The organism is Xenorhabdus japonica (assembly GCF_900115195.1).
GTDB lineage: Bacteria > Pseudomonadota > Gammaproteobacteria > Enterobacterales > Enterobacteriaceae > Xenorhabdus > Xenorhabdus japonica.
The window spans coordinates 13,237-39,701 of record NZ_FOVO01000018.1 but is presented as its reverse complement, the minus strand read 5'-3'; the positions used below and the strand labels follow the sequence as shown (position 1 = coordinate 39,701).

Genomic DNA, 26,465 nt, shown 5'->3' with positions numbered 1-26,465 from the left:
CTTAATTAGCATCAACAATTAGCATCAACAGTCAGCATCAATTGAGCTGGATCAATCCAGACCGGGGGCTGTAATTCCTGAGTAACAGGCTCTCCCATCATGTGTAAAATTTGTTGCCACAAGCTTGCCAGCCGTAGTTGGTAATCGTAGCTAAAAGCAGGTGGGCAGAGTGCACCATTCAATACAGAAGTTAAGGTATTGAGTAGAAATGCCACGCCTTCCGCACCATCACATTCAAATGCCGTCATCCAGTCTTTGGTGGCCGGACAAAGAATGTGTGATGTTGTTTGGTGCAGGTAAGCGCCTTCCGGCTGGCTGGCGTTCAGATAAAGGCTTTGCTCATTGTTCAGATGATTTGGCACATGAAGAACCGGTGTCCAGATAACCGGCCCATAACTGGCTTCTTGCGTCAGGTAACCCGCGAGCCAAATCAGCGTCGTCTTATGCATGACGAGGTTGTGCATATCCGGGTCTCTGGGATCCAGATAGGATTGAATGTTTAACGTTATCGTTGTGCCAGCAAAGCTGAGTTCAAAGCAATGAAATGTGCTATTCAGCTGACCCACATAAACTATCTCTATTTGTTCCGGGCAATGACATGCCTGTAGCAACAGATCAAGTGCGGAAAACAGTAACTGACGGCTGGTTGTCAGAGAGCCGCTTATTGGACGTTGCTGTGATAACTGATTGATTTGATTTGCCGCATGTAACCAGCTTCTGCCGGCATGGCATTGGCTGTAAAAGCTATTTACCCAAAACATAACACCATGTTTATCAGCGGTTGACTGGTGTCTTTTGATGGCTTCTGCATCAAGGGGGTGTTCCTGAATAACAGAAATACCCCGCACCAATAATGCTTGGGTTAATTGATCACCTTTGCCACCAATAACTTCTGCGCGTATTACCACGCAAGCAATATCAATGTCGTTCGGCAATTCATCCAACGAGCAAAATAGTGGCACATTGAAATCACGGGCTAGTTGCTGCGAACGAGTACTTCCCTGTGCCAAAATACCAACCAGTTCCAGATCTGGCCGTAGTTGCAGGAACGCATTAAGGTACAGTTCGCCAAATTTGGCACCGACAATCAGAACCCGCCGTGGCTTTATCATATGTTCTCCTTAACAGGCTCAATAGTTGGGACTGAAATCAGAATCTTTTTCAGGCACGTAACCAGAGAGCTGACATGTTTGGGTTGGAATAAGCTGTAGTGATCACCACCAAGTTGTGTCACGTTGACTGGCCCGAAAGCCTGCCAGCCGAGATCAGTTGAGGTGGTTGCTGCTGGATCGAGATAATCCATAAAATCAGGTAATGCCTGTGTTGCCCGGATAAGGCAGAAAGGTTGTGCAGTCCGCGGCGGACAGTAACCAAGCAATGCACGTAGATTATGGTGCCATACGGCATAAAGTTCGGTCAGCGAGCTATCAATCTGTGCAGATTGTGGCAGGGCTTCATGCAGTGCTTGCAGGAATGTCGCTGTATTGGTCGTGATCGCATGGTTATCCAGCGCCAGATCAGGGAATTGTCCCTGTAAATCGAGCAGGAAATGACGATGGCAGAATGTATCATCCAGAGTCAGATCGGTGCGTACGTTCGGTGCGAAGCTATCAATCAGGATACAGTGAGAAACGCTTTCACCCGCAGCGCGTAATTGATGCGCCATTTCATAGGCGACTAATCCACCGAAAGACCAGCCTGCCAGTGCATAAGGGCCTTTAGGCTGGAAGGTGCGGATTTGGTTGATATAGTCAACCGCCAGCGCAGCAACGGAAGGTTCATCGGTATTCAGGCTCGCTGGTGTAAATGCCAGACCAATCAGGCGTTGAGCGCCGAAATCAGCCGCCAAATGACGATATCCCAACAGATGTCCGCCAATAGGATGGACGATGAACAATGCAGGTTGTTCAATATTTCCCTTATTCAGTATCACTCCTTGGCAGGTGTTTTCCGGTTGATGCTCAATAAACTCAGCCAATGAATGTACGGTATCGTAAGTTTGCAGCAAACTGAGCGGGTACTGACGGTTGAACGTCTGATTGATTTTCACCATTAACTGTACTGCTGCAAGAGAATCTCCACCAAGAGTAAAGAAACTCTCGTGTACGTTGATATCTTGTTGTTCTAATACTGATTGCCAAAGGTTTAATACCGTTTTTCCTGTCGTGTTGAGAGTCGTGGTAGTTGGCGCTGAATTCACTTCTTGCGCTTCTTCAACCAGAGTAACCAATGTGTGTCTGTCAATTTTACCGTTGTCGGATACAGGTATCGTGTCGAGAATGATAAATCGCTGTGGACACATCCAAACCGGTAAGGTTTGCTGCAACCAGTGAGGCAATACTGGTAGAAGTTCTGTAGGTAAAAGGTCTGTAGATATTGACGCGTTGTCAGTTAAACGTAAGCCCGCGACCAGTTGTAATGCGCCGATTGACGTCGTATGTGCAAACACTAGCGCTTGTTGTATAGCAGGGTGCTCGCATAGACGATGCTCAATTTCGCCTAACTCAATCCGGTAACCACGAATTTTTATCTGGTGATCATTGCGCCCCAGAAATTCGATATTTCCATCTGGTAGCCAGCGTCCTAAATCACCTGTGCGGTAAAGTCGCTCACCTGTTTGCGGATGAGTGATAAATGCCTGTTCTGTTTTTTCAGAATCAGCCCAATAACCCAGTGCCAACCCTTGCCCGCCAATATACAGTTCACCGGTTACCCAGACCGGACAAGGTGAAAACGTTGAATTTGCAAGACTTGAATTTGCAATAGTCGTATTAAGCACATAGAAAGTCTGATTAGCCAGAGGCTTACCATATGGAATGCTGCGCCAATTTGGATCAACGTGTGTAATAGGATAAGCAATGGACCAGATTGATGCTTCGGTTGCCCCGCCCAAACTCAGCAAGTTGAGTGCGGGATGAAGAGCATATAATTTCGCCGGTAAATTGGTTGGTATCCAATCACCACTCATCAATACCCAACGCAGACTGTTTAGGGGATGTGGATGTAGGGAATGCGAATAGCTACGAGCATATTCCTCAAGCAGTTGCACAAATGCCGGAACAGAGTTCCAAACAGTGACCGATTCCTGTTGTATCCATGCCAGTAATTTATCGGGTTGCTTACTGTCACCGGGAGAAGGCATAACCAGTTTTGCCCCACAGCTCAGCGTGCCGAATAGGTCATAAACTGAGAGATCGAAGGTTAACTCTGAGATTGCCAGCACGCTATCGTGCTCATTGAGTGCGATCCGTTGGTTAATATCAAGAATGGTATTGACCGCGCCCTGATGATCTATCATCACGCCTTTCGGTTTTCCGGTAGAGCCTGAGGTGAAAATGACATAAGCCAGATCTTCAGGACGTACAGATAAACGCGGCTCGCTGGTGACTGGCAAGTTGTTAAGTAATGTTTCATCCAGAGAGATGACTTGTATATTGTCAGGCCAGCCCATCTGTTGAGCGAACTTGGGTTGTGTCAGTACAGTATCTACTTCTCCTGATGCCAATAGCTGATGGATTCGCTGCTGCGGATAGCTGGCATCAATAGGCAGATAAGCCCGTCTTGCCAATAAAATTGCAATAACCGCGACAATCTGCTCCCAGCCTTTTTCCATCACTATACCAATCAGAGGCGAAGTGCCAATCAAAGACGAAGTCTGATTTTCTTGTGCTTGCAGATGAACCGCCAGTGTCAGGCTTTGTGACCATAAAGTGTGATAGTCGATCTGGCGAGAGGCATCGACAACAGCAATGTGTTGTGGATACTGGTTCACTGCCTGTTCAATCAGCGAGCAAAGGGTGTGTGGTGGAAAATCACTCTTGGTCGCATTACTGTTCTGGCACAAAGCGCGATCATTTGCCGATAGCCATTCAGGAAGCGGGGTGCTCCATTGATAATCCGGTTCGAGCAATGCAACAACGCTGGCTTGATAATGGGCAAACATGTTTTCTGCCACTTGAGGCTGGAACAGTTGCGGCAAGATCGCCCATTGTAGGGTAACACCGCCATCTGAGCCGGAAATGAGCATACAATCGAGATAAACATGGGGGGTTTGTGCGCCAAAGAGATTCAGTGTTCCTAACCCTGATGGGCCTTTGCCCGCAGTACCGGTTGTATCGTTGAATACGATCGGCATTCCGGCATTCAGATTGTGGCGATGTTGATTTTTCTCTCTGAGCACTAATTGACCGTCAAACAGTGCATGTTGAAGATCGGCGAACCATTGTTTTTGTATCCGGCTTACAGCATCGCTGAATCCTGAGATATTGCGTAAATCCACTTCCAGCAATGATGTGGTAGACAGATTACCGACTAACATATCGCAATGTTGTGGCATTAATAGGCGATTGCCATGCAGAACATTGATAGTGAAATGTTCGCTGTTGCTCCATACCGATAAAATATGGGCAAATAGCGTAAGCATCACTTGTGATGGTGATACACGATGTTCTGCTGCGCGTTGTTGCAAGCGCTGCCATTGTTGTGGGCTGATATACCCTGTCAGGCACTGCTGATCAAGTTGCTGTGACTGGTGATCTTTCAGTGGTAACACCGGTGCATCAGGCAGCGAAGGCAAACGATCCAGCCAGTATTGTCGGCTTTGTTGCCAGGTTTCTTCGTTTTTTTCATTCTCCAGTACCTGAATATAGTCACCAATAGCCACTGTCGGTGGTTCTGGTTGCCAGTCAGGTTGCTGATACCAATGGTGTAAATCACCCAAGATCAACGTCAGGCTTTTACCATCCGCCACCAGCAGGTCAATGGTCAGGTGCAATAGATGCGTCCGGTCATCGGTATGGTACAGCGTTAAATCAAACAGCGGCCAGTTGTTGCTGGGAATCCCTTGAATACGCAGAGTATCGCGGGCGTTATTCAGTTGTGTCTCGCGCTCATTGGGTATAATGTTACGGCAATCAATGATTGTCGGCGTATAGTAGAGAACTTCCGGCAGAATATGATATTGCCCATCCTTTACATAACCGCGTAATTGCGCATGATGGTTTATCACTCGATTCCATGCAGTTGTGAAACGAGACAGATCCAGCCCGTCGATAGCCAGTTCAGCGTAGAAGTGGGCGATACCATTACCAAATTGGAATAGTTGGCTTTCCCCCAGCCAATAAGCATATTGCAGGGGAGTAAGTGGCAATATCTGCTCTGATGCTGGTTCAGTTTGATGTGGTGTTGCCAATGCCACTGAATTTGTCTCAACGACCCGCAGGGTACGGCAAAATTCACTTAACTTAGGATGTTCAAACAGTTGTTGTAGATTAGCTTGTCCGTAACCTTGGCGGCGTAATTGCACTATCATGCGGGTTGCAATTAGGCTGTCACCGCCACTTTGGAAAAAGTCGCTGTGACGCTGTATTGACTGAGAAAGCAGTGAATTCCAGAGCGCCATCACTTGCTGTTCAATATCATGGAGCTGCTCGTCTGCCGTTTCCGATTGCACAGTTTCCGTAGTTAACGGTTGTACCATGTTCTCTTTTACGGCCACCATGTTCAACCGGAAACTCGGCGGTAACTGCTCTTGCTGTTGAATATGCAATGAGTAAGGCAAGGTGGAAAATTGTGCTGCTATTTTACTGACATTCAGCCGTGCTTGCTGTTCGACCTGCGCCAGAATCAATTGTTGATGCAGTTCTGGCCCATCTTTTCCCGGCCATTCCAGTGAAACCCGATAACCGGATTTTTCCAGACAGTTACGCCAGCCTGCCAGTTCCAGCAACGCGCTATTACCGTAGTCACCATCATGAGCACCACCACGATCATCGACCCAAGCGTTAATGCCTTCAATAAATCCGACACTGGCGAGCTGCATAGCACTTTCGCGCTTAGTTGATTCAATAATCAATAACCATCCGCCGGGTTTCAATAAGCGGGACAGACGTTTCAGAGTATTTTTCAGATGGATGGCATCGTGCAAGACGTTAACCGCCATAATCAGGTCATAGCCAGATTCAGGATGCTGACCAAAATCAATACGCTGGTTAATGTCGAACAGGGCAAATTTTACAGTTTCGCTATAGTGATTGAGTAACTGACGAGCATCATCCAAAAATAGAGGCGAAACATCAGTAAAGTGGTAACTGTCAATGGATTGTGCATTGTGTTTAAGCACTTTTTCTGATGTAGCCCCCGTTCCTGCACCTACTTCCAGTACGGTGAAATGTTCAGATGTCTGGCTCAATTGCCGGACAATTTCAGCGGCAGTTTGGTTCAGACAACGTAACGCCGGGTTCTCACTGTAGAGGCTGGCGGTGGTTTGTTTATCGGCAAACAGCAGTTCCAATGCATTGCCATGTCCGGCAAGCAGGATGTCATGTTGGTTGATACATGTTGCTACATAACGACTGATAGTTTGGCACCATATTGCATCATCCAGTTTTGCCACAGGGGCAGGGATCTGGCTGAGCGGTTGCAGACAACGGTATCCGTCACCGGTTTTTTCAATAAATCCTTGCTTGCTTAATAACGTAAGCCATTGAGTAAGCAGGCGTTGATATTGTGGTGCCAGTTGTAAGCGTTGTTCGATCTCTTCACGAGGGTGATATTCTTTTGACGAAGTGAACAAATTATGGCGCAGTAAGGTCTGACTCAGACCCAATAATGCTTGTTGCTCAATATATTGCCAAGAGCGATCAAATGCTTGCTGTTCCGTTAACGTTGGTAACGGTAATAATTCGGTGTTTATTACCCGCGGTTCTGGCAACGACAATGACAAATTATCTTCTGCCACCAGCCATAAGTTGTAACTTTGGGTATCGTCCTGACGTGGCTGAATTTCTGCCAGCCGTATTTCAGGTTCAGAACGCAAATGTTGTTCGGCCTGACGTAATTCAGGATGTTGCGGCCAGAAGTCATAACGAGTATGACTGGCAGGCGGCGTATGAAGATCATAATTTTCGATGCGTTCAGGTTGGCGGCAAATTTGCGCTATTTGTACTAACAGCGCGTTGTAAGCAGCAAACATTGCTTCAATGACACCCGGCTCCAATACATCATCCATGCAATACCAGTTAAACAGCAGGTCACCATCCACTTCCATAACCTGATGATCCAGCCAGACTTGCGGGGTTTGGCTCAGAACAAAGACCGGATCGCCCAGTAATTGAGTGATGGATTGTTTGATTGCGACACCTTCTTGTGCCATCCCTAACATACTGGTGAAGACAACCGGTGTTAGTGGTTGCCGGTTTTGGGTTTCACCGTTTTGCTGGCGACCAAGTTCCCGCAACACTTCAACACCATTGACATGACTATGGCTCAACCGCTGCCAGAGCAAGGACTGGGTTTTTTCCATACTGGCACGCAGGGAGGTGGTCTTGCGTAAATCAAAATCCATCAACATGACGGAAGTAAAATCACCAATCAGCTCTTGAACCTCTGGATGGAAAGGCTGCCGATTAAAGAATGTCAGGTTGAGGGTAAACAGCGGATGACGGCTGTACCATTCAAGTGTATGGGCAAACAGTGTCAACAGTCCCGCAGAAGGCGTGACTCCCCATTTTTTCCAGCTTTGTTTTAGTAGTTGCCAGTCAGATTGCGCCAGCTGACCTTCATAAGTCGTGAATTGCGGCTGACTACGCTCAAGTAGTTGTGGGTTCAACGGCAATCTTGGTGCAGGAGGCAGTGAAAGCAACTGTTCCTGCCAGTATGCCCATGATGCCCGCCACTCTTTACTTTCACGTTGCGCCTGTTCTGCCATCACGTAGTCGCGGAAAGTAAATGTTTGTGGAGCCAATGGTTGCTGCTGGTGATAAGCCCGTTGGAGATCGTCCATCATGATCCGGAAACTCTGTACGTCAAACTGCAACAAATCCAGATTCATATGTAAGCGGCAACGTTCATTCGGGAGCAACGAAACAGAGACTTCAAATAGTGGCCATTGTTCTGCGGGTGGCACTTGATAAGAAAGGGTATGACGGCGCTGAGCTAAAGCCTGTTCGCAAGCTGTGTCGCTAAGTGTACGTAAATCATCTTGCGATAAAGCATACCAAGGTGTTTCAGGCAGAATTCTTTGTTGCCCATCTTCATCCATTATCATGCGTAACATGCCATGACGCTGAATTAAAGCATTCCATGCCTTCTCAAAACGCCGGATATCAAAGCTATTCAACATCAAATCCCATTCAAACAGGACGTGACAAGCCACACCACCAAAATCAATGGCCTGAGTCCGGCCAATCCAGTAAGCGTGTTGAATTGGCGTCAGAGGAAATGGCTCATGATGTCGGGTGCTGTCAATTATGATCTCAGATTGAGAAGAGGCAACGGGTTGTTCAGGCAATGCGTCACTAATGAGCGTATTCAGTCCTTCCAGTGTCATATTCTGGTACGCCGATTCAGCGGTTAATCTGAAACCAAATTGCTGGTGGATCACCGTATTCAGCTCAAGGAACAGCAGGGAGTCCAAACCAAATTGCAATAGATCCTGTTGTGGCTCCAAACGTTCAGGTTGTTCTAAGCGCAATAGTGTCGCGATACGCTGACGCAGCCAGATAATGCGCTGTTTACTGTCCTGATAGAGCGTGTTATCTACAGAAACTTCGGCAGAGAGTGAAGACGCAGGTTTTTCGGCTACATGGGTAATGTCAGCCTGTAAACGCCGCAAAATATCAGGATGACGTTCATCCAACCGCATTGCCAGATAGCAAGGAGATGAAGTGTGCAGAGATTGATTGAGATGCCAGATACCTTCATTTGTGCTGAACGGTAACATGCCATCCTGAGCGAGTTTTTCCACTAATCGCTTATCGCTGGCCATACCAATGCCACCCCAAACGCCCCAAATCAACGTTTTTACTATTAATGTTTTTACTATTAATGTTTGTACCGTCAACGGCTCGGATGCTGTCAGCGCCAAAGATTCCAAACAAGCGTTGGCGATTGCATAGGCTCCTTGCCCCTGAGCGCCTAGCATTGATGCAGCAGAGGCGTGAAGCAGCAGATAGTGTGCATTATGTTGTTGAAGCGCGGCTTGCAACGCCGATGCACTTCGTGCTTTGACGGCTAGCATTTGTGACAGGCGTGAATGCTCAAGTTCTGCCAGCCGGGTATGATCAGTGATTCCGGCAGCATGAATCGCACCCGCGATATAATCCTCTTGTGCCAGTGTTTGCACTGCGTTTAACAAGGCTGATATATCAGTGACATCAATGTTAATCCAGCGTATTTCGCATTCGGTATTCAGCGACAACTCTTGCACAAAAGCATCCCAGTCCGTATTTTGGCGGCGGGCAAAGACGGCAATCTTACGCGCGCCGTGTGCCAACAACCAACGGATAGAAATCTGGCCAATACCGCCCATACCGCCGGTAACGATGTGCCAACCCTGATGAGGAATTGACATTGGTTGTTGCGATAATGGTAATGGTTGACGTTGTAAAACAGGCACAGAAACTTGATTTCCGCGCACCCTCAGCCAGCGTTGGTTTTCATGCCTGCGTTCATTCAAATAACCAAGCGCTAATGATAAAGCGTCAGCATCGTTGATATCAGTCATATCAATCGCCTGAATACGACGATGGGGATACTCTTCAACCGCGACACGCAGCAATGCCCAGACAGCGTATTGAGCCGGATTGATATCCTCTTTTGATAAGGTGGTTTCCGGTTGAGCACAGCAGGTAATGACTGTTAAAGACGCTGTTTCATCGCGTTTTAACTCGCTGATAACTTGATCACATAATTCAGCAACATCATTGCCTTGGAGCAGTAATAACGTATTTGCGCTTTCAGGCTGCAAATTAATACCTGCCTGACGCCAATGATTGGCAATCGTGTCACTCGCCGTTGACGAACGAAGAGTAGTTGATGAGCAAAAAGTATATGTTGCTGAAGATTTTTGTTTATCCACATTATCCGCAATATTTATTGTGCGCCAATGCAGGGCATAGTGAGTATCAGGGCATGGTTGAGGCGTAGGCAGCCATGATTTTGTTGTGACTTGTTTTTTTATGGATAAGCATTGGTGGGGCAAATCAGCACGATCACTCAACAGTGCGAATAAGCGTTCACCAGCATAGATCAGTGCTGGGAAATCAGTAAGTAAACTCGCCTCCAATAACCGGCGTCTGGCATACGGCAGGACACGGTGAGGACGATATATTTGATTTATTGTTTGTATGGAAGTTGTTGATGTGGAAATTGTTGGCACGGAAACTTGTTGGTAATAGCCTTGTTGAACACAATAAGTCAGTAATTGTTCCAGCAGTGGGCGCCAGCAAGGTTGCAGCCGACCGGCCCGAATAGTGTCGATAGCGCTGAAACCTTGTTCAGCTTCACGCCCATGACATTGATATATCAACGCATCGGTATACAGTGCTCGTAGTATTGCCGCATCGGAATTTTGCTCAATAGCAGGATCGATCAGGGAATTGATATCCAGCCCAGTATTGGCATTGGCTGTGTGTTGCACGGATTTGGCAGCAACGAAGCTGTAGTTCTGCTTATCAAATGGATAGAGTGGAGCGTGGCATTTTACTCCTGTAAGCGTGAAAAGACGCTGCCAATCAAGCTGTACACCGGCACAATAAAGTTGCATTAGCGCTGTTTGTTGAGCTGTCTCTGGAGAGCTTTGACGATGGGTACCAGTAACCCACGATTCTCGTGGCAGACTGACTCGCCGGCCGATACCCGTTAGCTGTGCATCAGCACCAAATTCTACGAATAATGCTACACCTTGCTGGCGGACAAACTCAATGGATTGATAATAACGCACCGTCTGGCGCATATGGTTACGCCAGTAGTCTGGTGAACCCAATTGTTCAGACGTTGCAATATTGGCTGTCAGGGTAGAAATCAGCGGAATTTCTCCCGATGTAGGCTGTAAGCTGTTACAACGCAGAGAAAATGCATCCAGAACTGAATCAAGCATGGCTGAATGTGCGGCACAGGCAATATTAAGGCGTTGGCAACGAATCTGCCGCTGTTCCAGACGTTGTGCCAGAATATCAATTTCCGTCTCTGTACCCGCCCAAACCCAGTGTTGTGGGCCATTGCAAACCGCCAGATCCAATGCCAGTGAACGAGTAAAGGGAAGAATATCTTCTTCGTTGGCAAAAACTGCCAGCATCGCCCCGCCTTGGGCGCATTTTTGCATCAGTTTGCCCCGCACTGCGACCAGCGGCATGACTTGTTCAGGCGTGAAAATCCCGGCAACAACGGCAGCGGCGAATTCTCCAACAGAGTGCCCTAATACGTAATCAGGCTTTAATCCAAGCGCTCGCCAATGTGCCGCCAGCGCAATTTGATGCGCCACAATTGCCGGTTGTGCGTATTCGGTGGTAGCTAATGCAGCATCATGCTCCCCGAACATCACTGCTTTTAATGGCAGTGCCAACTCGGATGCACAGGCAGCACAGCAACGATCCAACATGGCGGAAAAAACAGGAGAGTTGGCATACATGGCTTTTCCCATGCCGGACCATTGACAACCTTGTCCGCTGAATTGCCACAGTTGCTTATTTTCGTTTTTGACTTGCCCACTAAAAATGTCGGGGGTTGGACGATGGTTCGCAAAGGCAAATAAGCTTGCAGCACTTTTTTCAGCACTTTTCTCATTAATTTTTTCAGCATCTTGTGGTGTTAATGCCAACGCTAAGCGCCAGGGCAGTGAAAGATCGCGCCCCTGCAATGCAGTCCAAACCAGATCTGCCTGATTTTCTGGTGTATTATTGAGTGCCGTCGCGTAACGTTGTGCTAATTGACGCAATGAAGATTCGGAAGCTGCGGAGAGCAACAAAGTTGTTGTTTGTGTCTGATCCTGCGAATGATTGACACGGCGATGATGTAATTCTTCGGGCAATGATTGCACGACGATATGGCAGTTGGTGCCGCCAATTCCGAATGAGGAAACGCCGGCGGTACGCAATTCTTGCGTCCAGTGCTGCCCTTGGGTTGCCAGCCTGAATGGACTTTGTTCCAGCCGCAATGCTGGGTTGGGTTGTTGTACATTGATCGTTGGCGGAATGTAACCATGCCAGACAGACAGAACTGTTTTAATCAGGCTGGCAATACCAGAGGCGGTATCGAGATGACCAATGTTGCTTTTCACTGAACCAAGATAACAAGGCGGTACTGCTGAACTACGGTCGGAAAATATGCTGCGTAATGCGTCAACTTCTATCGGATCGCCAAGAGGTGTACCTGTGCCGTGTGCTTCAATCATGCCGACATCATTAATGCTGACATCTGCCAGTTGTAATGCTTCGGCAATAACGTTGCGCTGACCATTAACCGAAGGGGCAGTAAAACCTACTTTTTCGTTGCCATCATTATTAATTGCACTGCCACGCAATACCGCCATGATCGGATCGCCATCGCGTAATGCATCACTCAGACGTTTTAGCGTAACAACCCCAACGCCATTGCCGCCGTAGGTGCCATTGGCCTGGCTATCAAAGGGGCGGCAATGTCCATCAGGTGAGAAGATCATTCCCGGTTGATACAAATAGCCGCTTTCTTGTGGGAAAGAAACCGCCACACCACCGGCCAGTGCCATGTCGCATTCACCGGAACGCAGGTTTTCACAAGCCATATGTACGGCAACCAGTGAACTTGAACAGGCTGTTTGTACTGTCAGGGCCGGGCCTTTCAGATTCAATTTATAGGCGGTACGAGTCGCAAGATAATCTTTATCATTGCTCATTAGTGCCTGTAGCCCTTTAACTTTGCCAACATCGGTCATAGTGAATTGTGACCATGAAGGCCAGGTGCTGACTCGGCTACTGGCGAAAACCCCTGTTTTCAGATGTACATTCCGTGGTGAATAACCGGCATGTTCAAGTGCATGCCAGGCTGTTTGCAGAAACAGACGCTGCTGAGGATCGAGCATTTCTGCTTCCTGACGTGAATAGCCAAACAGCGTGGCGTCAAATTGTTCCGCGTTCTCCAGTATCGCTGCCCGATTGACAAAATTTTCATTATCAATGACTTCAGGAGGAATACCTGCATCCAATAATGTTTGACGGGAGAGTGTAGTCGTACATTCAACCCCATATTGCAGGTTGTGCCAGAAAGTATCGCTATCTGGTGCCTGCGGAAAACGGCAGGCAAGGCCAATCACTGCGATGGGATCACAATTATCGTAGTGAGGCGTTAAGTCAGTCATTATGCAGCTCCTTTATGACGTTTTTCCCGTTGTTGCTGACGCTTTTGTTGTTGACGCTGACGAAGAGTAATCGACTGGCGATTTTCGTCTTGGGTATCTTTTCGGCAGCGCAAGCTGAGCGCCTCTGGTGTTGGATAAGCGAATAAATCAGTAACGGCAAGATGCTGGAAACCCGCATGTTGTAATTTGCCGTGCAATTGAATGAGTTGTAGTGAGTTGGCTCCTGCCTCAAAAAAGTTCTGTTGTGCATTGATAGGTTGATTTATTACAGATAAAAACAGGTGTTGAATTTCACTGCATATTTCATGGCGTACTTGTGGATCGAATTCATCCGAATGCGGTGATGACGCAATAACCGCAGAAGCGTTATCTTCAACTATATCTTCGACTATGTTATTGACAGCTATCAGACATTGCTGGCGTGGCATCAGTTGTTCCAGTGCTGAATGCCAGCTTTCTGGTTGTGTAGCGAGAGTGCGTAATAGAGCCATATAGCTGTTGAACATGCTTTGTAGCTGATGTGGCTCAAATAATTCTTCCACCGCGTCCCAGTTCAGGCAAAGTTCGTTGTCAGACTCGTAAACCTGATGATCCAGCCAGATTTGTGGCGTTTGCGAGATACCCCAGACAGGTTGCATCCATGATGAATGTGAAAGGAATTGCACTTCATGGGTTCCCAGGGCACTGGTGAAAACGACCGGCATAACGGCAGCATCGGAGCCACGGCTTTGTGCCAGTTCACGCATCACCCTGATCGCTGAGATATGGCGGTGATCCAGATCTTGCCATAACTGTTGTTGCAACCGCCGTGCACTTGGTAACCAATTTTTCTCCGGGTGCCAGGCCAGTAGTGACAGTGAAGTGAAATCTCCCAGAATATGTTTAATGTCCTCATGCCAGTGTGGGCGATCGAAAAGAGTGAGATTAAGGGTTAACTCTGACTTGGTGCTGAAAGCGGACAAAACAGCCGCATAAGCTGCAATAAGAAGCGCAGAAGGCGTTATCTGATGAGGTGCAGCATGTTGCTTTAACTGATTCCATTCATGTGCAGATAGCCGATCGCTGTAACGTACAAAATGCGGGGATTGAACACTTTCCGGTGCAACACGCAATGGTAATTGCGGAGCCAGTGGTAATGTTTTTACTTGCTCTTGCCAATATTGCAATGAATTCTGATGTGCCGGCATTTGTTGCTGGCGCAACACACAATCCCGGAATGTAACATTCAGTGGCGGCAATTCGTGTTGCTCGTCAAGGTATAGCTGCTCTAATTCAGCCAGCAATATCTGCATGCTCAACCCGTCTAACAGCAAATTATCCAGACTGACAAATAGTCGGGAAACAAGATTGTTATCTTGTGCCAGTTGGAAATCGAACACCGGCCAGTGACTGGCATCTAATACCTGATGTGACAGACGTTCGCGCAATATGTCTGCTTCAGTAATATCAGTAAATTGGTGTTGTTTAACTGAAAGCATGGGGACATCTTTCAATATCTGCTGCTGTCCATTAATAACAACAGTTCTAAGCACCGGATGGCGCTGGATCAGACGATTTAATATCCGGTTCAGACGTTGAACATCTAATTGTTCTATCCGGTATTCGATAAAGAAATGCGCACCAACTCCACTCAGGGCAAAACCGGGATGGCGTCCAACCAGATAAGCTTGTTGAACTTCGGTTAATGGGAAAGGCTGATATTGATCTTGTTCTTCTGATATTGAATATGCTTCTGATGAAGTTTCAGATGGAGGAACAAGTAAAGGAGAAAGTGTAGCGGTAAACGCAACTAATTGCGGATTACGGAAAAGATGATTGAGTTCACCTTTAAAGCCTTGTTGTGCCAGTTCACCAATCAGACGTGTAGCTAAAAGACTATCACCGCCGAGTTGGAAAAAGTCGCTGTTATGGTCTAACTGCTCTGTATTGAGCAGGCTTTGCCAAATGGCAGCAACGGTTTGTTCCAGCGTATTCAACGAAGTGATTTCATTCTGGCGTGCCGCTTCTGTTTTTGTAGCAGACAACGTACTTGTCGCGGACAATAAGCTTTGCGCCAGTGCCTTACGATCAATTTTACCGTTGGGGGTCAGGGGCAGACGCGGAACAACATGCAAGCGCTGTGGGATCATATATCCCGGCAAATGTTGCGCCAGTACAGACTTAATTTTTTCCCGATCAGGAAGGATGACACTGTCACTTGCTTGCATCAACAACACACTAAGATTGCCGATAGTAATTGGTTTTTCCATCTGTAATGGTAGTGGGGATAGAAGAGATAACCACTGTGACGCAGAACGTAATTGAATGCCGCAAGGGGAGAGCAATTCAGTTGTAATCAAAGAGAGAGAAGAGGCTTTTTGTAACTCCATTGCCAATACCAACGCACCGGCTTGTGCCAGAGCTAGCAATGACTTCATGCAGCTTGCTGGATCTTCTTCCCGGTGTAATACATTGTTCAGCAGGATGATGTCTGCCTGATGTTGCAGTAATTCAGATTGTAGTGATTCAGGAATTTGTTCAGGCCAGCGTTTTGCTGACGTATGAGTGTAGCTGCTTAACCGTGTTTGCATCTGGTTAATCAGTGCCTGAGAACGTTCAAAGCCGATGTAGGACAGATGTTGATCTGTAATATGTTCTGCCAGCCATTGGGCACAGAGACCACTACGTGTGTCGAACTCCATCACGGTAACAGGGCGTTGTAACCGTTGGGAAAGGGCAATGATGGCCTGTTTTAATCCTGTCAGCCATTGCTGGGTTTCCGGCAGTGCAAAGAGCTGTTGTTCCGGTGCAAATTGTGGGTCATCAAGTAATGTAATGGCAGTCTGTTGTCCGGTAAGAATATTACGCAGCGTAGAATGCCAGCGCTCAGGGATAGATCCTGCTTCATTATTATTGAATGCAGCGAATGAATGATTAAATGTAGCGGATGGCGACGCAGCTTGATATACGTGATGCGCAGATTCAACCAATAGACTGAGTTCCAGTAGATTGCATTCCAGTAAGTCGCATTGGCAAAGATATGTCAGCATACGGGCAAACCAGTCATGGTATTCCGGTTGAGGCTGATAGCGTTCCAGACAATCGGTTAACGATTGAGGTGAAGTAAACGTAATACCATAACGAGACAGATGTTCCAGCAGGAATATTGCAACTTGAGGTTCACTAAGATCATCAGATGTACCAGCCTTATTGGTTATTGCCTGCATTGCAGGAAACAGATCACGATAGTTTGTCGGTAACTGCGGAGCACGATTTACCCGTTGGCATAAAGCATCGCCTGCTAATTCAAGGAACGCCACCAGCGATTTCTCTTTTTCGCCACGGGTTAAGGCAACCCCTTTATTGATACCCGTTACTTGATTGAGGGCAGCATCAATTTCTCCCAACTCTATTCGGTAACCCCCAATTTTGACTTGGCTATCGCGGCGTCCCATAAATTCAAGCCAGCCTTCAGGGTGATAACAGCCCAGATCACCGGTACGATACCAGTGCTCTCCCTGATCGACGACGAATTGGGCGGCTGTCCGTTCTTCATCATTAAAATAACCCAATGCCACACCAGCACCACCAATCCAAAGCTCACCGACAACCCAGTCAGGACAATCCCGGCCATCTTCACCGACTACACGGTAACGCTGGTTAGCCAAAGGATAACCATAAGGAATAGAGCGCCACTGTGTGTCAACTTGTTTGACGATATATTCATTCGACCAGATAGCGGCTTCCGTCGCGCCTCCCATAGCACTTAATACACCATCAGGATTGAACGCACGGTAACGCTCAGGCAGTGACAAACCGATCCAGTCCCCGGACAGCATCACGGTACGGAGAATTTTCGGCGCATCTACTTCCATCCCTTCACAATAGGTCAGCAACATATCAAACAGTGCGGGCACGCTGTTCCACAACGTAATGTTATGTTGCCTGATCAGCATTTCCCAGGTTGATGGATCGCGGCGTTGTGCTTCGTTAATTAATACCAGTACTCCTCCGGCACTGAGGATGCCAAAAATGTCATAAACGGAGAGGTCGAAATGCAGGGCAGAGAGTGCCAGCAATCGGTCACTGCTTTGAACCTGATGACGGCGATTGATGTCCAGACAGGTATTGAGAGCGCTTTGATGGCTAATCACCACACCTTTTGGCATCCCGGTTGAACCAGAGGTATAGATGATATAAGCAGGATCGGTCACCGCGCATTTAGTCATGTTGGCTAAAGGCAGTAATTGCTCATTCTGATGCCAGGAAATGCAGTGTACATCCTGTGACCAAGCTGTATTCTGCTGTTCAGGGTCAATGATAACAACATTGATCCCGGCACTTTCACAGATAGCACGACGTCGGTTTAATGGTTGATCTACCGGGATGGGAACGTAAACACCGCCAGCATAAAGTATGGCTAATACAGCGACAATTTGTCCGATGCCTTTTTCCATGCTAATGGCAACCCGATCTCCCGGCATAACTGGCATTTTTTGCAGTACGGTTGCTAATCGGCGAGCTGCCTGACTGAGTTCGCCATAACTCATTTTTTGATTCTGAGTTACCAACGCAACAGCATTGGGAGTACGTTCTGCCTGTGCAAACACACCCTCATGCAATAAGGCGTCGGGTAGCGGTTCAATGGTGTTATTAATTTGGTGTCGCAGATGGTATTGCGATTCAGGCATCAGATCGGGGAGTTTTTCGCTCCATTGCGCAGCATTTTCTGTCAGATTCTCAACAAGCCCTTGGTAGGCAGTGAATAAGGTATCCATTAAGCCATCAGGAAAGAGCTCATCATTGCTGTCCCACTGAATGTTGAGCGCGTTCTCATGTTCAAAAGCAACGAAATCCAACCATACCTGAGGTGTTTGTGATATTCCCCAGCTTGGTTTTCCCAGAACATCACAGGTATTCTCACCATATAGAGGCCGGCCTAAATTGCTGGTAAATACAATTGGCGCACCGTGTGGGTGGTTACCTCGTTTCTTGAGTTCACGCAGAACTTCTACGCCAGACCAGTGACGATGTTCGTAAACTTCGGCGAATGTTGCCTGTGCATCCTGAGCCAGTTGGCAGAACGGTAAATTATCATCGGCAATGTCCAACAGCAGAATGTTGGTAAAATCCGCCAAAATGTTGTCAACCGCAGGATGCAGCGAAGCTTTGTCAAATAAGGTTAGGTTAAACAACAAGCGTGTTGAATTGCTCCAGCGACATAGTAAAGCAGCAAATGCAGTCGCCAATGCCATGGTTGGCGTAACTCCGTTTTGCTGCGCTGATTGTTTAAAACGTTCCCAATATTCAGGTGCCAACTGGAAACATCTGCGCTGAATTCGGACGTTTTTTATCAGGGAAGGGTCCCGTGCCAGAGGAAGCTGGGGGGCAAGTGGCAAAGTGTCTAATCGGCTACGCCAAAATAATTCTGCTTCCTGTCGGGATTGCCCGAATTGGCTCTGATATTGCGTTAGATAACTGCAAAAATCATAGTCAGAAGAAATAGCGGGCAGGCTGCGTTTGGCAATTAATGCAGCCAGTTCGGTAAAGAACAGACTGAAACTGGCTGCATCCATGATCAACAGGTCGATATTTGTATGCAGCCGATGTTGATTATCACCAAACAGGCTAAGTTGAATATCGAAAGTTTCTCCTTCTTCAACCTGTAATACTCGATGACTGAATTGTTCACGTATATTACTCAGTGCTTGTTGCTGTTCATTTGCTGTCAGGTTGCGCAGGTCATGAACAGTTAATTTTTTCCAGTAAGCGTGGGCTATGCCTTGCTGGCGTCCATCTGGCAAAAAACGCACGCGCAACATCGGATGCCGCTGAATCAGCATACGAATCGCAGCCTCTAATTGTTCTGGTTCTAGCCCGATACCATCAAATTCTTGATACAGATGACAACCAACTCCTCCCAACGTTTGTTCCGGTGAGCGCCCGACAAAATAAGCATGTTGTACAGCCGTCAATGGGAATGGGCGTGCATCACTAATTAGTGGCAGTTGCATCGCTATATTTTGGGATACCGGAGAAACAACCGGTGCATGGCGTTGTAGAAGCTGGCTCCAGGCATGCAATGTTGGCTTTTGGTAAAGCTCACGCAAGGTAACGCGATATCCTTGGCGCCTAAACTGGTTTTGCAATGCCATTATTTGCATTGAATCCAGCCCACTGCGGATTAAATCGTCGTTATCGCCCACCAAAATATTTTTTTGATTAAGCAGGCCAGAGATGAGCTGACGAAGCAAATCAGGGGAGAGAAGGTCCGTATACATGAAGAAATCCTATAAAAATGGCAGTTACGTAAATAAGTCAAAGAATGGGTGGGTTACACCTTATTCGGATGAATGTTGCGGGTGTAAGTGCCAATGCTCTTCTGAACCAAGGTGATTTTTCCAGAGAGATTGATAAAGTGGACAACGTTTCAGTAATTCGTTATGGGTGCCACTATCACAAAGGGTTCCATGATCCATTACCAATATTTGATCAGCGCGGGTTATCGTGCTTAATCGATGAGCGATAACAAAGACCGTTTTATTCTGAGTAAGAGAATCAAACGCTTCTTGTATCAGCCGTTCATTTTCAGGGTCCAGTGAAGCTGTTGCTTCGTCCAGAAATAAAATGGGTGATTGTTTTAAAATAGCGCGGGCGATGGCAAGGCGCTGGCGTTCACCGCCGGACAACGTACCACCATCCACACCTAAAAGGGTGTCGTATCCTTGTGGCAAGGCCATAATTGTATCGTGAATATTGGCAAGACGAGCAGCTTGTTCCAACTCCAACTGAGTCGCATTCGGATCGCCCAAACGGAGATTATTAGCAACAGTATCTTGAAATAGTGCCGTTTCCTGAAACACCATTGTGACGGTGTCATACAGGGCTTGAGTCTGGTAATGATGGATGGGAGCACCACCCAAACGGATTTCACCTTTATCCAGTTGATAGAAAGAGAGCAATAAATAGGCCAGAGTGGATTTACCGCTGCCGCTTGGTCCCACAATGGCGGTCATGCTGCCTTGTGGCGCATAAAATGAAACGTTTTTGATTGCGGGCTGGCTGGTTCCCGGGTAGGTAAATGAAATATTGTTAACTTCAACATCGTATTTGGCTGGCGCTGTTAATGATCCGGAAACTTGCGTCTCAACCGCTTCTATTTCCACAATATGCGTTTCGCCTACTTGTGTCAATGCGGTAATATTGAGCAGGGGAATGATCCCGCGCAAAGGCGTAATCGTGGCAAACAGCAGCAGAATTGTAATAAGCATTTCGGAAAGCGTGAGTGCTTCCGTAGAATGAATGCGTAATGCGCCGGCCAGAATGCCAACAACCACGCTGGTATCAATGACGATGTAGAACAGGCTCAATAGCGGTATGCTTTTGAATATTCCGCTGCGGAATGCGGTACGTAACTGTTCAATTTCTTGGTCAAAACGTTGTTCTATCGTCGTGGTCGCTGCTGCTGCGCGGATAAAGGCCATTCCCTGTGCATACTCTACAATCGATTCAGATACGTCAGCCATCATAGCTGCCCGTCGACGCAATATTTCATTGAGTTTTTGACGGATAGCGCCCAGTATGATTAATCCAACCATCAATACCAATAGTGCGCTACCAGCAACAACCCAATCAAACCAGAATAAGGCCAGATAAATGAGCGCCAGCATCGTAATCTGACAGGTGATTTGTGGAGTGGTATAGGCTGATTGGTTTTCCTGCCATTGCACATCTTCGGATAACGTTAGTGCTATTTTTCCGGCACTTAATCCCCGGATTGTCGCGACGGACATACTCACGAGCCGTTGTAGTAAAGAACGACGAATTTCTATGCCCAATCCATAAGCGGCAATGGTAAGTTGACGTAATGCGCGAGACATAAAAACGAACCGCAGCAACAGTAAAATAATCAATAACGCCAGAGTAATAAGTGACAACATATCATTGCCGCTTCCCTTCAGATGAGTTTCCTCCAAGTGAGTGATAGCCCAAGCTGCGATAGCAAGTTGAGCAATAATCGCAATGGTATCAAGTTGCTTATACAACAACCCACTGAACCAGACTCGTTGCAGTTTTGGGGATAGATGTTTCTGGAGACGATTAAATAACCCCATGATAATTTACTCCTGTTCCGGTATTTTCTCCCCGCCAAGCTGCCCACTGCTTGGCATACGAGCCTTGCTGTGTGACCAGTTCATCATGAGTACCTTGCTCAATGATTTGTCCTTTATCCAAGACTACGATTTGATCAAGATGACGGATAGTTGGCAGGCGGTGGGCAATAACAATCACTGTCTTATTGCGGCCTGTCTTAGTGTGGCATAGCGCATTGAGTGCTTGTTGCATCTCTTTTTCGCACTCTGGATCGGCATAAGCTGTAGCTTCGTCCAGAACAAGAATTGGCGCGTTTTTCAGGATAGCTGCGGCAACAGCGATACGCTGTTTTTCTCCTACCGATAAGCTGATCCCATTGTTAAGCACGGTGTTGTAGCCTTGTGGTAACTGCTGGATAAATTGGTGTGCTTGTGCTGCGGTAGCCGCAGCTTCAACTTCAGCTTGGGAAGCATCAGGGCGGGCCAGTCGGATGTTGTTGGCTATCGTATCGTTGAACAAAAAGATTCGCTGGAAAACGAAAGAGATGTTATTACGCAGAGTGGGTTCATCCATATTGCGGATATCAATCCCTCCAATAGTAATTTTTCCTTGCTGCGGGTCCCAAAGACGAGCAATCAAACTGGCTACCGTGGATTTACCAGAACCACTGGCTCCGACCAAAGCCAGTGAACTTCCGGCAGGTACGGAAAACGAGATGTTATTTAATGCATTATCCTGCCCATCTTGATAGGAGAAACTGACATTATGTAAAGTCACGTTATGATCAATAGGCATTTGATCGACAGGGGTCTGATCGACAGATGTTTGACTCTGAGTACATGGTGTTAATTCAGGTTGATTCATTAACCAGTGATAACGTGTGATTAATGCCTCTTGCTGTTGCAAACGTGTCATCACAGCGAACATGGATGAGGCAATATTGCCGAATGCCATAGCAGCCAGAATAAAGAAGGTGAATTCAAATACAGAGATTTCTTGTCGGCTAAATAGCCAGACTGCCAAAGGGAGCACAAACAACAGGTTAGCGCTGGATAATACAAAAAAACGGCTGGATTTGACCTGCACTTTCTCAACCCAAACATCGATAATACGTGTCAGGGCGGTAAATGCTTCTTCCGCTCGCTGTAGCGCAATATTGCCACCTGAATAGGTTTTTACCACAGGGATTGCATTGATAACTTCGCCCATGGTCGAAGCGATACGATTTTGGGCTGCGTAAAAGCGCTGAGTTGTGGTTTGAACTTTCATCTGAATATAGATGAATAATAAACAAGCGCCCAAAGTCGGGGCGAATGCTGCTAATGCTAACCGCCAATCAATGGCCAACATAACACTTAATGCAATCAATGGGCCGAATAAAGTTGCGGACATCTCTGGGATGATATGGGCAATACCATCTTCAAGCTGTTCGACGTCATCCAGCATTATTTTCTTGATTTCACTGCTGTCGGTCTGCATAAAGAAACCAAGGGGAACAGACTTCAACTTGCTGCTGATGTTACGACGGACATCAGCCTGTACGTCGGCGGCGATCAAATGAGAAACAAATGTCGAGCCACTGAAAGTCAGCATTGCAGCAAAGGTGGCGCTTAATAATATGATGCCGTAACTCAGTAACGTATCATATTGCCCGTCATAGATAGATTGGGTAATCAACCCGGCAATTGCTGCCGGTAGTATTTGCAGACCCGCAGAAACAATAGCAAGCGCAATAGCAACATAACTGAGAGTGCGGTATGGGCACATCATATTCCACAATGCCTTAATAACTCCGGCATCAGCAGCGCGTTGCTCTGGCGAGTTCTGCACAGAAGAATCATGACTGAGCATAGGTGTTTTCCTTTTGGAAATCGTGGTGTTTGCGTAATGCCCAAAATAGGCCTGCGAGGGTGAAGAGTGATGCAAGAGCAAAAAGGGAAGCGTAGCTTGCTTTAGTTACAATCAGTCCACCCAGTATTGAACAGATGATCGCAATACTCATATCTGCGGATTGCATCAACGCAAAATCCACACCAGATTGTGTACCTGCCGCCAGAGACATCATTTGGGTATATAAGGCAACAAATTTGGCCGCGGTGATTAACGTGATGAGGACGTATACAACTGAAAGTAGGGATACAGAGGATTCCGATTGTTGGGCAAGCCAGAAAATTCCTACTAATACTATGCATTCAAGCAGCATAAGGCCCAATAATGTTTGAATCGCCCCTAATTTACGCACAATGATTCCGCCAAACAGGACACCGGATAATCCGGCTAATGCACCACCGCTGGCCGCAATGATGCCAAGTTGGGTTAAATCCACTCCGCGATCGATTAAAAATGGAGAGAGCATACCGAGTGACAGGCGTGTACCAATCATGCACAACAGTATTAAAACCAATGCCTGTTTAACCGGAGTCCGGCGTAATGCACTCTTCAGGGAGGGCGTTATAACAACCTTTGAAACATCCGGTTGTTGCTTTCCCTGAGTTTTTCGGATGAACAAAATAGGCAGTGACATCAAGAGAATTACAATGGTTAATGCACCTGCACCAATGTGCCAGCCATACAGTGACGTCAGATATAAAAACAGGCCGCTGCCGATAATGGCTCCCAGATAACCGCCCCCGACTTGCATGACATTGCTCCAGGGGCGGTGTTGTGGTGATAATCGGTCAATAGCATGACCATCTGTAGTGGTATCTACGACGGTCAGACAAAGTGTTATCAGAAACAGAGCCGCAATAATCAGTGGCATATGTTCAGCGGGGGTTGCCAATGACATTGCACAGAAAAGCAGGATAATCAGCAGATTACCCCAGAGCATGAGGCGGCGGGGGTGAGTATCCCCCGAACCTGATTTGCGATAGCGCTCTACAATCGGTGCCCAAAGGAATTTGCATGCCCAAGGTAACATCAACAGATAAAGTAACCCTATCTTATCCGGCGTTACACCGTGGCTGCGCAAAAATGCGGGCATACTTTGTAACGTTAACATGCCAATGGTACTTTGGATGGTGTAAACACCAGCCAAAGTCAGAAGCAGTAACGAAACGTGACGGGAATTTGCAATATTGTGTGTTTGCGTCATAGTGCAACGCTCACGTCCAGCCCAACATTTAAGCCCTTACTTATCATACTGAGCGTACTGGGGCCTTGCTGGAAACTAGAGACTCGGTGCTTTTTGTTGCCCAGATTTTCGCCATAAAGTTTGACATTAACACCGTGAGCCATTTCTAAACTTAATGAAGCGTCATAGAGAGTATATGCGCCTTGTTCAAGAGTATTCGCTTCATTAAAGTAGCTTTTTGAATAGTGGCGGGCACCAGCATTTACATAGAGGTTGCCTGGTAATAATGTTTGATCAATAAGATAGTCGACACTGGCATTAAGCATAATACCTGGCGCATATGGCAGCCGTTTGCCGTTGTAACTGGCACCAGTTGCTGTATCGGTTGCATGAGTGAAGTTTGATTTACCTATATTGCCGCCCAGTGAAACTCTGAGTCCTTGCATTGGTTTGATCTGGCTACTCAGTTCAATCCCTTTACTTTCTGCTTTTCCGGTATTGCGAATGGATTGCATGCCAATAGGCCCAACATAGATCTGCTTGTCTTTTGAAAGGATATAATAAACCGCGCTGTTTAACGTCACGGCATCATCAAAGAATGCGGTATTCCAGCCGAATTCATAATTGTCTGAAGTTTCGGTATCGTAAGGTTTTTTATCATTGGCAGAGGAAACAATATTGTTGAACCCGCCGGGTTTATAACCTTTAGTGGCAGAAACATAGAAACGGGTATCAGGCGTGAATTGCCAGCCCAAAGCCGCTTTAGGGGTAAACTCGTTGTTGGAAACTTGATTATCAAATGCGTCGACCGCCGCCAGGCCAGAACGGCCTGTATAGGCTATCTGCGATTTCTTATGTGACAAACGTCCGCCAAGGGTCAGATCCCATTGAGAAACAACCGGTAATTTAACTTCACCAAACAGTGCTAGTGACTTTGATTTAATTGTGTTAAGGGAATCACTATAGTAACCAGGATAAGCACCAACCAGATGTTTACTATTTTCATCTGAGAACCAACCGCCGAGAACACTGGTTATCCCATTTGAGTAGTTGGAATTTAAACGTAGTTCCTGGGTTGTGGCGTGGTGTTTCTCTTTCCATTTACCCCCGACGAAATTACGGAAGATATCGCGATCCTGATAAGAAGTGACACTGGTCAATGCACTCTCACCAAAATCATATTCAGCTTTCAGCGCATAACTGTTAACTCGCCGTTTTAAATCAGGGGTAGAGCCATCGTATTCTTTCCGACGGAATTGCTCGTCAGTTAAATAAAGTTCTTCATGTGAGTTGAGATCTTCATGAGCAAAGCTAAGTTCAGCACTGAAAGGGGAATCATCCGGCGCAAATGTCAGTTGTCCTTTACCTAACCAGGTTTTGCTGGAATCAATATTTTTAGCACCCCGATTTGGTGCATCAATTTGCCCGGGTTCTTTTACCCAGCGTAGGCTCGTACTGCCATAAAGAATGCCTTCAATAAGAGATGTTGAACCGCTGAAAGAACCGCTTTGTTTCAACTTAGAATAATTACCAGAAAGGTTAAGCCAAGGGCCTTCTTTTGGAGAGCGAGTGATAATATTGATAATACCCGCTTGGGCGTTTCCGCCATACAAAGTGCCTTGAGGGCCACGCAATAATTCGACACGTTCTACATTGATTAATTCTTGTGTTAGAAATTGGTGATCCTGAGGAACGCCATCAACATAAATTCGAATGGAGGGTGAATAGTAATCGGGTGAGCTGATACCCCGAATTGTGGTTGCCGAATAGGTTCGGTTACCGCGAGAGCGGATTTGTAAGCCGGGGAAAGCACGTTCAAGATCCTGTAATTGGGTGATACCCGCTTGCTCAAGTTCTTCGCCAGTTTTAACTAAAATGCTGCCGTCAACTTTATTTAATGCTTCTTCTCGTTTATTCGCCGTTACGATCAAAATATCTTCTTTAGATTCAGGCTCATTTTCCGCCCAAGCTACAGGTGATATCAGGCAACATAAAACAGACGCCTTAACATATTTTTTTTTCATATTAGATACCTTCTATGCCTTTCCAAATCATGTTTTACAAAAACCAAGTGTGGTAAAACAAAAAACATCTCAGGGAGACTAGCGGGAGTAGAAAAGTAGAGCTAACGGGATAGGGACAAAAGTAGCGCAATACGTACTATTGATAATGATTATCATTAATGATAAATTGCGTGATATTTAC

Annotated in this window: 7 protein-coding genes; all 7 read right to left on the bottom strand. The window is 46.7% G+C overall.

The window, feature by feature from the left end; all coding sequences use genetic code 11:
• Positions 1-11: 11 nt before the first annotated feature.
• The 7 genes from BM135_RS08850 to BM135_RS08820 are packed head-to-tail and all read right to left on the bottom strand — an operon-like array spanning position 12 to position 26,284.
• Positions 12-1,112, bottom strand: coding sequence for a Gfo/Idh/MocA family oxidoreductase (locus BM135_RS08850; RefSeq protein WP_092519395.1), 1,101 nt, complete (start codon positions 1,110-1,112; stop codon positions 12-14).
• Positions 1,109-13,114 carry a hybrid non-ribosomal peptide synthetase/type I polyketide synthase gene (locus tag BM135_RS08845; protein WP_092519394.1) on the bottom strand — a complete coding sequence of 4,002 codons (12,006 nt, stop codon included), beginning with the start codon at positions 13,112-13,114 and terminating at the stop codon, positions 1,109-1,111. Before BM135_RS08845 ends, BM135_RS08850 begins: the two co-directional genes overlap by 4 nt.
• Positions 13,114-19,374 (bottom strand): non-ribosomal peptide synthetase, encoded by a 6,261-nt coding sequence (locus BM135_RS08840; protein ID WP_092519393.1) that lies wholly within the window; start codon positions 19,372-19,374, stop codon positions 13,114-13,116. Before BM135_RS08840 ends, BM135_RS08845 begins: the two co-directional genes overlap by 1 nt.
• 60 nt (positions 19,375-19,434) lie before the next feature.
• Positions 19,435-21,207: an ABC transporter ATP-binding protein gene (locus BM135_RS08835; RefSeq protein WP_092519392.1), complete on the bottom strand. Its 1,773-nt coding sequence runs from the start codon at positions 21,205-21,207 to the stop codon at positions 19,435-19,437.
• On the bottom strand, positions 21,194-23,038 hold the full coding sequence (locus BM135_RS08830) for an ABC transporter ATP-binding protein (RefSeq protein WP_092519391.1): 1,845 nt from the start codon (positions 23,036-23,038) through the stop codon (positions 21,194-21,196). Before BM135_RS08830 ends, BM135_RS08835 begins: the two co-directional genes overlap by 14 nt.
• Positions 23,025-24,281: an MFS transporter gene (locus BM135_RS08825; protein ID WP_092519390.1), complete on the bottom strand. Its 1,257-nt coding sequence runs from the start codon at positions 24,279-24,281 to the stop codon at positions 23,025-23,027. The genes BM135_RS08830 and BM135_RS08825 overlap by 14 nt, the downstream gene beginning before the upstream one ends.
• The gene (locus tag BM135_RS08820; RefSeq protein WP_092519389.1) at positions 24,278-26,284 is read right to left on the bottom strand and encodes a TonB-dependent receptor; all 2,007 of its coding nucleotides are present in this window, start codon (positions 26,282-26,284) and stop codon (positions 24,278-24,280) included. Before BM135_RS08820 ends, BM135_RS08825 begins: the two co-directional genes overlap by 4 nt.
• Positions 26,285-26,465 lie beyond the last annotated feature (181 nt).